The sequence below is a fragment of the Dyella subtropica genome (assembly GCF_026283965.1).
GTDB lineage: Bacteria > Pseudomonadota > Gammaproteobacteria > Xanthomonadales > Rhodanobacteraceae > Dyella_D > Dyella_D subtropica.
In genome coordinates, this window is record NZ_JAPDPD010000015.1 from 93,822 (window position 1) to 107,424 (window position 13,603).

The following is a 13,603-nucleotide window of genomic DNA, read 5'->3' on the forward strand; positions in this document are numbered from 1 at the left end:
GCGCCTTACGGCTTCCGCACCCTCGTCGGGCCACATCAGGAACGCTTCCAGCGTGGTGCCCTTGTGGTCCTGAACGCCCTCCGCGCGGGCCCAGGTGTCCCAGTTCACCGAGACCCACCGCGTGCCGCCCGCATCGCGGCGGGACAGCGCGAAGTTGTCCTCGAACGCATTCGCCGCCGCATAGGGCGACAGCGTCAGCCCGCCCAGCACCGCCGACACGGAGGAGAACAGCAGGCAGAAATCCGCGTTGCGCGAGGCCAGCAGGCGCGACAGCACCAGCGTTCCGCTTACCTTCGGCGCATATTGCCTGTCGACCTGCGGCTTGCTGGCGGTGGCGATGATGCTGTGCGACTCGCCGGTGATCAGGCCTGCGGCGTGGAAGACGCCGTGCACCTGGCCATAGCGCTCGTCGAGCCAGGCGAACAGCTCGGTCATGCGCGCTTCGTCGGCGACGTCCGCTGTCAGCACCACCACTTCGCCACCGGCGGCTTCCATGTCTAACAGACCGGCGATCTGCCGGCTGACCGGATCGTCGTCGCCATGCTCGGCACGCCACTGTTCCCATTGCCCACGCTCGGGGAAGGCGCGCCGCGACAGCAACGCTACCTTGGCCGCGTACCGGCGCGTGAGCATGCCGGCCAGCGTCAGGCCCACATTGCCGAGTCCGCCGGTAATGACATACACACCGCCCTGGCGCAGCGCATCGCGATCCGCCGCCACCTCGTCCAGCGGACTGGCGGCATAGCCCTGCACCAGTCGCGTGTCGCCACGACAGGCAACCGCCACATTCGTCGCCGACGAAGCGATCTCCGCCAGCAGACGCTCCGCGGCCCCTGCCCCGACTGCATCGATGTCGATGCTGCGCACGGAGACGTTCTGATACTCCTGCGGAATGGTGCGGATCGCGCCGATCAGCGTGGCCTTGGCGGCACTCACCACATCGTCCGGCCGCGCCGCATAGAGTCCGTTCGAGACGATATCGAGCCGCAGGGGTGTGGTGACGCGGTTCTCGCCCAGCGCCTGCATCAGGCTCAACAGACTCAGATAGCCGCCTGCTTGTAGCGCCTCGAAATCCTGTTCGTCCGTGAGCCCGCCCAGGTGAAGAATCCGGGTCGGCGTCTTGCCGGCCTGCCGCATCTCACCGATCACCTGCTTCAGATGACTGACGCCCGCGCCAGCCTCCGCCGTCACTACCTGCTGCCCTCGCGCCCGCAAGCCGGTGAGCAAGGCCCGGCTGACCTCGTTGTCGTGGGACAGCACGAGCCAGCTCGCTTGCGCATCCGCTTCGTCCGCACCTCGGGCAGCCTCGTTCCAGGTTTCCGTATAGAACCACCGGCCGATATCGGCGATCTTGCCGACGCTGGCGTCCTCGGCGGCCGGGCTCTGTTTCCCCGGCTCGACCCAGTAACGCTGCTGCTCGAAGACATACGTCGGCAACGAGACCTTGAGCCTGCGCTCGTCCCGATAGAACAACGCCCAGTCCGGCTCGATGCCGGCCAGCCACAGCCGGCCCACAGCGCTCAGCAGGTAGGCGTCGTCGCGCTGCTCCTGGAACGACGCCCGCAGCGTCGCGATCACCGGCGTTCCCCGCCCATACGCCGGGTGCTGCTTGACGAAGGAACCCAGGCTCTGGCCCGCACCCAGCTCCAGCAACACCCGTCCTTTGTCTTCCAGCAATAGTTCGCCGATGCCGTCGGCGAAGCGCACCGTGCCGCACATATGCGACACCCAATAATCCGCCGACGCCGCTTCCTGCTCGCCGATCCAGGTGCCCGTCAAATTGGAGATATACGGAATCGTTGGCGCTGCGAACGTCACCTCCGACAGCAGCTCGCGCAGCCCTTCGGCGGCGCCGGCCAGCATCGGCGAATGGAAGGCGTGCGTGGTCTGCAGGCGGCGGCTCACGATCGACTTCGCCGCCAGCGCCGTTTCGAACGAAGCGATCGCCGCCTCCGCGCCAGACACCACGGTCGTCTTCGGGCCATTGCAGATGGCGATCGACACACCCTCCGGCAACAGTGCGGATGTATCGGTCTCGGACAGCGGCACCGCCAGCATCGCTCCGCCCGGCTGCGCCTCGATCAGCTTCGCGCGCAACGCCACCAGGCGCAGCGCATCTTCCAGCTCGATGCTTCCCGCCACCGCCGCGGCCACGAACTCGCCGATGCTGTAGCCGATCATCGCCTGCGGCTGGATGCCCCAGCTCATTAGCAGCTGCGCCAGGCTGTATTCGATGACGAACACCGCCGGCTGCGCCAGCCAGGTTTCCTGCAGGCGCCCTTCCGGACGCTGTTCGCCGCGCTTCAGCAACGCCTTCAGATCCATGGCCGCACGCGGCTCGCCCGACAAGCCGCCGGGTGTGAACAGCACTTCGCGCAGATCCAGGCCGATCACCGGCTCCAGCACAGCGCAGCAATGGTCCACCAGATCGCGGAACGTCGCCTCGGTCCGATACAGATCCACCGCCATGTCCGGATAGTGATCGCCCACACCCTGGAACATGAACACCACCGACGGCTTCGCATTCGGCGACAGATGACCCTGATCGCCGCCTTGCTCCAGCGCCGCGACCGCCTCGCCACGCTCGTTGCACACCACCGCCTTGCGGTATTCCAACCGCTTGCGGCCGGCCTGCAGCGTGTAGGCCACATCCGCCAGATCCTGCTCGGGGTGTTCCTGCAGATGCGCACTCAATCGTGCTGCCGCACCATCGAGCGACGCCTGCGTCTTGGCCGAAAGCAACAGCAGCCGTGCTGCGCGCGACGGACCGGACGGCTCGATGTCCGGCGCTTCCTCCAGAATGAAGTGCACATTCGTGCCGCCCAGGCCGAGCACATTGACGCCGGCACGACGCGGCTCCGCGCCGCGCGGCCAGGCCAGCTTCTGGTCCGCCACGAAGAACGGGCTATCGGCAAAATCGATATTCGGATTGGGCGCCGTGAAGTGCAGCACCTGCGTAATCAGCTCGTGCTGCAAGGACAGCGCCGCCTTGATCAGGCCGGTGACGCCCGAGGCTCGATCCAGATGGCCGATATTGGGCTTGATCGAGCTGAGCGCGCAGTAGCCGACGCGATCGGTGCTGCCGCGATACGCCCTGGTCAGCGCCGCCACCTCGATCGGGTCGCCCAGTTCGGTGGCCGTGCCGTGCGTCTCCACGAAACCGATGCTGCCGGCGTCGACACCCGCCACCGCCAGGGCCTCGGCGATGGCGATGGACTGGCCCTCCACGCTCGGTGCGGTGTAGCCCACCTTGAACGAGCCGTCGTTGTTGATCGCCGAACCCTTGACCACCGCGTAGATGTGGTCGCTATCGGCCAGCGCATCTTCCAGGCGCTTGAATACCACCACACCAACGCCATCACCGATCACCGCGCCTTTCGAATGAATATCAAAAGTACGGGTATGCCCATCGGGCGAGTCGATGCTGCCCTCTTCAAACATGTACCCGACCTTGCCGCTGATGGCGATGTTCACGCCGCCGGCCATGGCGATATCGCACTCGCCGTGCAACAGGCTCCTGCACGCGGTATGCATGGCCACGCCCGAGGTCGAGCAGAAAGTCTGCACCGACATCGCGGGGCCGCGCAGGTTGAGCTTGTACGCCACCCGGGTTGCCAAGGCGTCATTGCTGTTGCCGACGCCAATCTGCAGCCCGGCGACGGGCGATTCCATCAAATCCGGGCGGGACAGCAGGTTGTGGATATAGGCGCTGTTATTCGATCCGGCGAAGATGCCGATCATGCCGGCGTAGCGCTCCGGATCGCAGGCGGCATCCTCGAGCGCCTCCCAGGCGCATTCGAGGAACTGCCGATGCTGCGGGTCGATAAGCTCCGCCTCGCGCGGCGCATAGCCGAACAGCGGCCCGTCGAACAGATCAAAACCTTCGACGTCGTAACCCGCGCGTACATAGTTCGGATGGCGCAGCTTGGCCGGACTGACGCCGGCTTCGCGCAATTCGGCCTCCGTGTAGAACGTCACCGACTCCACACCCGCGCTCAGGTTCTTCCACAACTGCTGCGGCGTCCGCGCACCGGGGAAGCGACCGGACATGCCGATCAAAGCGATATCGTTCGAACTGCGCCCCAGCCTGACTTTTCCGCGACGCTCGGCGAGCAACCGGCTCTCGCCCTCCTGCGCTGCGCCCGCTTCCTGCGCGGGCGACAGCAAACGCACCAGGGCATCGATCGTCGGTGCTTCATACAGCACCACCTGGGTCAGTTCGACGTCGAGCTCCTTGCGCAGCTCGGCGACGACCTGCAGCCCCACCAGCGAATTGCCGCCGAGATCGAAGAAGTTGTCCTTGGTGCCGATCTCGTCGATGCCCAGCGCGCGCTGCCAGATCGCGGCAACCTTGCGCTCCAGCTCATTGCTGGCCGCGACGAACTGGCTGGACAAGGCGGGCCGCGGATAAGCGGTCTGGCGACGGCCGCGCGTCTGCTTGAGCGCGTTCGAGATGTTGGTGACCGAGCAGCTGTTGCTGCCGCCGATCATCGCCACTGCGTCCTCGGGCAGCAGGATCATCTGCGGCACGTCGAGCGCGAGAATGCGGCGGATACCTTCCATGCCCTCTTCGAAGCTGATGCCGAACTGCCGGCGATGCTGTTTGAGCGCCTCCTGCATTTCCGGCTGATAACCCTTCAGGCCATCGCTCCACGCGTCCCACTGCCATTCGCCGAAGTTGATCGCCACCGTCACGCCGTGCCTGGCGTGATGACGCTGCGCGAACGCGTCCATGAACGCATTGGCCGCGCAGTAATCGATCTGCCCGGGGCCGCCGCCGGTGATCGACGCGATCGTCGAAACCAGCACCATGAAATCCAGATCCACGCCGGAAAGCGCGCGATCGAGCGCCAGCGTGCCCTGGATCTTCGGCGCAATCACCTCCGCCACGGCTTGCGCGGTCTTGAGCTGGGTCAGGCCCTGGCCGGGCAGGCCTGCCGCGTGGAACACGCCGTTGATCGTCCCGAACCGCGCGAGCGCCTCGCGCACGGCGTCATCCATCTGTGCCGGATCGGCCACGTCCGCGGTGATGATCAACACCTGCGCGCCGGCTTCGATCAGGCCATGGATCTTGCGTACTCGCTCGGTCACTCGATCGTCCTGGCCCGCAGCCAGGATCCCCGCCCACTCCTCGCGCGGCGGCAAGCCAGTACGCCCAACGAGTACGAGCTTCGCGTTCCGGGTCCGGTACACATGCTCGGCAAAGGCGAAGCCGATGCCGCCCAGGCCACCGGTAACGAAATAGACGCCGCCTTCGCGCAGGCGTGGCACCTCTTCCTGCGGCGCCTCGATCCGCATTGGCGCGACGAACGGAACCCAGCGCTGACCGTCGCGGAACGCGCTGAACTGGTCTTCGCCGCCGGACAGGATTTCCGCGGCCAGGCGCGTGCCCAACTTAGCCGCGCCCAAGGCCTCTTCGCTGGACGAGAACAGGTCGATGCTGCGGCAGGCGACCGTCGCGAATTCCTGGCGGATCACCTTGCACGGCCCACGCAGCGTGGCCTTGGCCGGATGGATCGTCTCCGTGCCAAGCACCGGCTCCAGGTCGCTGGCGACGATGCACAGCTCCACCGGCGTATCGCTCAGCCGCTCGCCGATGGCCTGGGCGAGGTGGAACAGGCTGTAGAAGCCTGTTTCCATCTGCTCGTGCAAATGGCTCGACATATCCTCGTGCCAATGCTCGGCCGCCCACAGGTGCACGATGCGGCTGGGCGTGAGCCCGCGGCGCTTGAGCTCCTTCAGCACCGCGACATAGTCCTCCTTCCTGGCGGCGCGCAACGCGACGGAACCATCCTGTGCGACCGCGAAGTCCTCGCCGCGCCGCACCAGCACCGTCTCGATGCCTAGCGGCTTCACCGCCGCGGCAAGCGCGTCGCCGATGCCGTCCGCATCCGCGAAGATCAGCCAGCACGCACCCGCTGCGGGCGCTTTCAATGCCCCATCGACGGTCCCGGCGATCTTCCACGACGGCAGATAGAATGAATCGGCCAGCGGCGATTTCTCCGCCTGCGTCATCAAGCGGCTCGCCAGGGAAACGTCCGGTATGTCGGCGTCCATCCAGTAGCGCTGCCGGTCGAAGGCATAGCTGGGCAGCGGAATGCGTCGGCGGCGCTCGCCGGCATGATAGGCGTCCCAATCGGGCGCCACGCCGGCAATCCACAGCTTTGCGAGCGCCGCTGTCAGCACGGCCTGGTCCTGCTCGGACAGATAGGCCATGCGCATGGTCGAGACGATCGTCGGTGCCGCGCGGCCCAGGCTGTGCTGCTTGACCAGCGAGGTCAGGCTCTGTCCCGGCCCCACTTCGACCATCGCCCAATCGCCCTTGGCGACCAGGCTGTCGAGGCAGTCGGCGAAGCGCGCCGTCCGGCACATATGCCTGACCCAATATTCGCGGTCAGTCGCATCGGCCTCGGTGAGCCAGCCGCCGGTGACGTTCGACAGGCAGCGCATACGCGGCGCGTGCAGCTCCACCGTGGACAGCAGCTGCCGCAGCGCATCCGCGGCGCCCTCCATCATCGGCGAGTGGAACGCATGCGTCGTCTGCAGCCGCCGGCTGACGACTTCTCTCGATGCCAGCACCGCCTCGAAAGACGCGATCGCCGCTTCCGGCCCGGACACCACGGTGAGCTTCGGCCCGTTGCCGATGCCGATGGCGAGCTCCGCAGGCAGCAGCGGCTTCAGCTCCGCTTCCGGCAGCGGCACCGCCAGCATGGCGCCGCCCGGCAGGTCCGCGATGATCCGCGCGCGACCGGCCACCAGCCGCAACGCATCCGGCAGCGACACGATGCCAGCGATCGCCGCCGCGGCGAACTCGCCCACGCTGTAACCCAGCAAGGCCTCTGGCACGATGCCCCAGCTCATCAGCAAACGGGCCAGGCAGTATTCGACGACGAACATGCACGGCTGCGCGTATTGCGTCTGGTTGAGGCGCAGGGATGCTTCGTCCTGTGGCGCCTCGCCGCGCAGGAACTGCTTCGCCTTCTCTGGAGTCTTTGCGCCCTCGGCAAACAGCACCGGCCGCAGATCCAGGCCCAGCTCCGTTTCCAGCAGCTCGAAACAGGTGTCCATCTCCTGGCGGAACACCGCTTCGGTCTCATACAAGCCGGCGGCCATGCCGACGTACTGCTCGCCCGCACCGGGGAACAGGAACGCCACCGGCCGCTTACCGGCGGTGCCGACGCTGCGGAAGCAACGGTCCGACGGCTGGTCGCGAAGTGCGCGGATCAATTCCTCGCGGTCGCGACCCACCACCGCCAGGCGCTCGCCAAATTCACGGCGCCCATGGTGCAGCGTGAATGCCGCGTCAGCGATGTGGATGCCGGCATCGGCGTTCAGGGCATCGGCCAGGTTCTCGCGCATGGTCTCGAGCGATCCGGTGGTCTTCGCCGACAAGGTCAGGAAGTTCCAGGCCTTGCCATCTGTCGACGGCGCCGGTGCCGGACTCTGCTCAAGAATGATATGGGCGTTGGTACCGCCGACACCGAGCACGGTTACACCCGCACGCCACGGCGATACAGAAGCCGGAAGCTGCTGGCACTGATTGCTCACCACGAAGGGACTGTTGGCCAGGTCGATCTTGGGATTGGGTCGCTCGAAATGCAGGGTCGGCGGCACCACGCCGGTCTTCAGCACATGAGTCGCTTTGATCACACCGATCACGCCCGCGGCGCGGTCGGTGTGGCCGATATTGGGCTTGATCGAACCCAGCGCGCAGTAACCCACCTTATCGGTGCTTTCGCGATACGCCTTGGTCAGCGCCGCCACTTCGATCGGGTCGCCCAGCTCGGTCGCCGTGCCATGGGCTTCGACATAGTGGATATCACCCGCACTCAGCCCCGCGTTGTCGAGCGCCATCGAAACCACTTCGGACTGCTGCTCGACGCTGGGTGCCGTGTATCCGGCCTTGAGCGAACCGTCATTGTTGACGGCCGAACCCTTGATCACGGCATGGATGGTGTCGCCATCCTCAAGCGCGGCTTCCAGCGGCTTCAGCAGCACCATGCCGACGCCGTCGGAGAACACGGTGCCCTGCGCCCGCGCATCGAAGGTCCGCGTATGGCCGTCGGGAGAGGCCTGGTCTCCCGGCTCGTACAGGTAGCCGCGCCGGCCCGGAACGAAGAACGAAACCGCACCCGCCAGCGCCATATCGGACTCGCCGGTACGCAAGCTCTGGCAGGCGAGATGGATCGCCACGCCGGACGTGGAGCAATAAGTGCCGACGGAAAGGCTCGGCCCCTTGAGGTGCAGCTTGTAGGAAATGCGGGTGGCCAGCGAATCCTGGGTATTGGCCAGGTGCGTATCCGATGGCTCGAGTTCCGACCACAGTTCGCGGTCGGAATGCAGGATCATCTGATAGTCGCTGGGCCTTGCGCCCGCGAAGATGCCGATCTGCCCGTCGTACCGGAAGGAGTCGTAGCCGGCATGCTCCAGGGTCTGCCAGGCCGTCTCCAGCATCAGGCGATGCTGGGGGTCCATCAATTCGGCTTCGCGCGGGCTGATGCCGAAGATGCCCGGATCGAACAGATCGATATCCGCAACGATGCCGCGGGCTTTGACGTAGTTGGGGTTGCGAACCAGGGCGGGATCGATCCCCGATGCGTACAGTTCGTCGTCGCTGAACTGGGTCATCGACTCGACCCCGTTCAGCGCGTTCTCCCACAGCGCGGCAAAGTTCGAGGCGCCCGGGCCGCGGGCGGCCATGCCGATGATGGCGATATCGGCATACATGGCCTCCCGCCTCGTGCGCGGCTTGCGCTTCGGCGCCACCTGCACGGCGGCCGCCGCCTGTGGCCCCCCGATGGCCAGCATGTGCTTGCTGACCGTGCTGACGCTGGGCGCTTCGAACATAAGAATCGGCGAGAGCTGCACACCGAACTCGTGCTGCAGGGCCGCGATGATCTGCAGAGAGATCAGCGAGTTTCCGCCCAGCTCGAAGAAGTTGTCTTCGAGCCCGACCTGCTCGATGCCCAGCACATCCTGGAAGACTCGCGCGACGCGCTTCTCGATCTCGTTGCTGGCCGCGACATAGGCGGCACTGACCGCCGGGCGCGCGTAATAGGACAGCTTCCGCTCCACCTTCGCCCCGGCAAGAGGCGAAGCCTTGCGATAGACCCACTGGTCGAGACGCGTGCGCAGATCGGCCGTCGAATTGATCAGGCGGCTGGCCTGCGTCGAGCCGAGCACGCGCCTTACGGCTTCCGCGCCCTCGTCGGGCCACATCAGGAATGCTTCCAGCGTGGTGCCCTTGTGATCCTGCACGCCTTCCGCGCGAGCCCAGGTGTCCCAGTTCACCGCGACCCACCGCGTGCCGCCCGCATCGTGGCGGGATAGCGCGACGTTGTCCTCGAACGCATTCGCCGCCGCATAGGCCGACAGCGTAAGGCCGCCCAGCACGGCCGAGAGCGAGGAGAACAGCAGGCAGAAGTCCGCCTGGCGCTTGTCCAGAAGGCGTGCAAGCACCGAGGTTCCATGCACCTTTGGCGCGTACTGGCCATCGATCTGCGACTTGCTGGCGGTGGCGATGATGCTGTGCGATTCGCTGGTGATCAGGCCCGCGGCGTGGAACACGCCATGCACTTGACCATGACGCTGTTCGATCGAGGCGAATACCTCCTCCATCCTCGCTTCGTCGGCGATATTCGCGGCAAGCACCACCACTTCGCCGCCCGCGGCTTCCATGTCGAGCAGCTTGGCGATCTGCCCGCTGACCGGATCCTCGCTGCCATGCTCGGAGAGCCAGCTCTCCCATTGCTCCCGCTCGGGGAACGCCCGGCGCGAGAGCAGCGCGATCTTCGCCTGGTAGTGCTGGGCAAGCATCCCGGCGATCGTCAGGCCCACGTTGCCGAGACCGCCGGTGATGACGTAGACACCACCCTGGCGCAGCACGTCGCTATCTACTGCGACCTCGCCCAACGGCCTGGACTCGTAGCCCTGCACCAGTCGCGTGTCGCCACGATAGGCAACCGCCACATCCGTCGCCGCCGAGGCAATCTCCGCCAGTAGACGCTTCGCGACGCCTGCCCCGGCAGCATCGATATCGATGCTACGCACGGTGACGTTCTGATACTCCTGCGGAATGGTGCGGATCGCACCGATCAGCGTGCCCTTGGCGGCACTCACCTTATCGTCCGGCCGCGCCGCATAGAGCCCGTTCGAGACGACATCGAGTTGAACTGGCGCGAGGACGCGACTCTCCCCAAGAGCCTGCATCAGGCTCAACAGGCTCAGATAGCCCTTGGCTTGCAAGGCATCGAAATCCCGCTCATCCGTCAGATTACCGAGATGAACGATGTGGTTCGGGACGATGCCTGCTTGCTGCATTTCCCTGATCACCCGCTTCAACTGCGCGGGGTCGGCGGGATCGATCCGGTAATGATCGGGGCGCTCCAGCGCGAAAACCCCGTCCGGGCTGCCCGCAATCGTCACCACCCGCTTCGCCGTAGCCCGCAGTTTCGCGGTCAGCGCCTGGCCGGCCGGATGGTCGTCGAACAGCACGAGCCAGGTCGCGTCCGCCGACGCCTTCGCAGGGCCGGGCGCCGCCTCGCTCCACGTCTCCGCGTAGAACCATTGCCCGATATCCGTAATTCTGCCGCCGCTCGCGTTCTCGACAGCCGGGTTTTGCTTGCCTGATTCGATCCAGTAGCGCTGGCGGTCGAAGGCGTAGGTCGGCAGCGGAACCTTGAGGCGGCGTTCTTTTCGATAGAACGACGTCCAGTCCGCTTCGATGCCGGCCAGCCACAGGCGGCCCACGGCGCTCAGCAGATAGGCGTCGTCGCGTTGTTCCTGGAATGGCGCGCGCAGTGTCGGGATCACCGCCATACCGCGCTCATACGCCGGGTGCTGTTTGACGAACGAGCCCAGGCTCTGCCCGGCGCCAAGCTCCACCAGCACCCGACCCTTGTCCTCGCTCAACAACACACCGATGCCGTCGGCAAAGCGCACGGTGCCGCACATATGCGACACCCAGTAATCCGCCGACGCTGCTTCCTGCTCGCCGATCCAGGTGCCCGTCATGTTCGAGATGTACGGAATGGCGGGCGCTGCGAACGTCACCTCCGACAGCAGCTCGCGCAGCCCCTCCGCCGCACCCGCCAGCATCGGCGAATGGAACGCGTGCGTGGTCTGCAGGCGGCGACTCGCGATCGACTTCGCAGCGAGGATCGCTTCGAATGAAGCAATCGCTTCCTCTGCGCCGGACACCACCGTCGTCTTCGGGCCATTGCAGATGGCGATCGATACGCCCTCCGGCAGCAACGCAGCGACATCCGCTTCGGCCATCGGCACCGCCAGCATGGCACCGCCTGGCAGCTGTTCAATCAACTTCGCGCGTAACGCCACCAAGCGCAGCGCTTCTTCCAGCTCGACGCTTCCCGCCACTGCCGCGGCCACGAACTCGCCGATGCTGTAACCGATCATCGCTTGCGGCTGGATGCCCCAACTCATCAGCAACTGCGCCAGGCTGTACTCGATAACGAATACCGCCGGTTGCGCCAGCCAGGTTTCCTGCAGGCGCCCCTCAGGACGCTGTTCGCCGCGCTTGAGCAGCGCCTTCAAATCCATCGATGCACGCGACTCGCCCGACAAGGCGCCCGGCGTAAACAGCACTTCGCGCAGGTCCAGACCGATCACCGGCTCAAGCACCGCGCAGCAATGATCGACCAGCTCGCTGAACGTCGCTTCCGTTCGGTACAGATCCGCCGCCATGTCCGGATAGTGATCGCCCACACCGGGGAACATGAACACCACCGACGGCTTCGCATTCGGCGACAGATGACCTTGATCGCCGCCCTGCTCCAAGGTGGCGATCGCCTCGCCTCGTTCATTGCACACCACCGCCTTGCGGTACTCCAACCGCTTGCGGCCGACTTGCAGCGTATAGGCCACGTCCGCGAGGCTCTGGTCGGGATGTTCCTGCAGATGCGCACCCAATCGTGCCGCAGCACCATCGAGCGACGCCTGCGTCTTGGCCGAGAGCAACAGCAACTGCGCTGCACGCGACGGACCCGACGGCTCGATCTCCGGCGCCTCTTCCAGAATGAAGTGCACATTCGTGCCGCCCAGGCCGAGCACATTGACGCCGGCACGACGCGGCTCCGCCCCACGCGGCCACGCAAGATCACGATCCGCCACAAAGAACGGACTGCTGGCGAAATCGATATTCGGATTCGGCGCCTTGAAATGCAGCACCGGCGTGATCCGCTCGTGCTGCAGTGACAGCGCCGCCTTGATCATGCCGGTGGCGCCCGCCGCACGATCGAGATGCCCGACGTTGGGCTTGATCGAACCCAGCGCGCAGTAGCCCACCTTGTCGGTGCTCTGGCGATACGCCTTGGTCAGCGCCGCCACTTCGATCGGATCGCCCAGTTCCGTCGCGGTACCGTGCGTCTCGATAAAGCCGATGCTCTCCGCCGAAACGCCCGCTACTGCGAGAGCCTCGGCGACCACCGCAGCCTGGCCCTCGACGCTGGGCGCGGTGTAGCCGACCTTGAACGAGCCATCGTTGTTGATCGCCGAACCCTTGACCACCGCATAGATATGGTCGCCGTCGGCCAGCGCATCTTCCAGGCGCTTGAACACCACCACGGCCACACCATCGCCTAGGACGGAACCCTTGGCGTCGACGTCGAAGGTACGGGTATGGCCGTCCGGCGGCGTGATGCCGCCTTCGGTATACATGTAACCCGCCTTGCCCGAGATGGCGATGTTGACGCCGCCGGCCAAGGCGATGTCGGACTCCCCGAGCAACAAACTCTTGCAGGCAAAATGCATCGCCACGCCGGAGGTCGAGCAGAAGGTCTGCACCGACATGGCCGGACCGCGCAGGTTGAGCTTGTACGCCACCCGGGTCGCCAGCGCGTCGTTGTTGTTGCCGATGATGACCTGCAGCATGTCCACGCCGGTATCCACCACATCCGGCCGTGAAAGCAGGTTCTCGGTATACGCGCTGTTGGTCGATCCGCCGAACACGCCGATCAGCCCGCGATAACTGGCGGGGTCGCACGCCGCGTTCTCCAGCGCCTCCCAGGCGCATTCGAGGAACTGGCGATGCTGCGGATCGATGAACTCGGCCTCGCGCGGCGCATAGCCGAACAGCCGCGCATCGAACAGATCGAAATCGGGGATATCGCAGCCGGCCTTGACGTAATTGGGATTCGCGAACGTCGCCGGAGCGACGCCGGCCGCGAGCAATTCCGCGTCGGTGTAGAACGTGACCGCCTCGGCGCCCTCGTTGATGTTCTTCCAGAGCTGCCGCGGGGTCATCGCACCCGGGAAGCGGCCAGCCATGCCGACCAGCGCGATATCGCGGGAGGCCGCGCCGCCCGCCCTCGCCCGTTCGCGGCGCTCGGCCAGCAGCTGGCCGGCATCCTGGCCCACGGGTTCCTCCGCCGCAGGCGACAGGTAGCGCACCAGGGCGTCGATGGTCGGCGCCTCGTACAGCACCACCTGGCGGACTTCGATATCCAGCTCTTTGCGCAGATCGGCGACCACCTGCAGGCCGACCAGCGAATTGCCGCCGAGGTCGAAGAAATTGTCCTTGGTGCCGATCTGGTCAATGCCCAGCGCACGCTGCCAGATCGCGGCGATCTTGCGCTCCAGCTCATTG

1 protein-coding gene (running past both ends of the window) is annotated in these 13,603 nt (G+C 65.8%); it reads right to left on the reverse strand.

Every position in this 13,603-nt window falls within one protein-coding gene, locus tag OUZ45_RS14265, for a type I polyketide synthase, read on the reverse strand. The gene is 32,577 nt long; 5,130 of those nucleotides lie to the left of the window and 13,844 to its right, leaving coding positions 13,845-27,447 in view, spanning codon 4,615 (partial) through codon 9,149 (complete); the first complete codon in reading order (the gene reads right to left) occupies positions 13,600-13,602. Both codon boundaries (start and stop) fall beyond the window edges.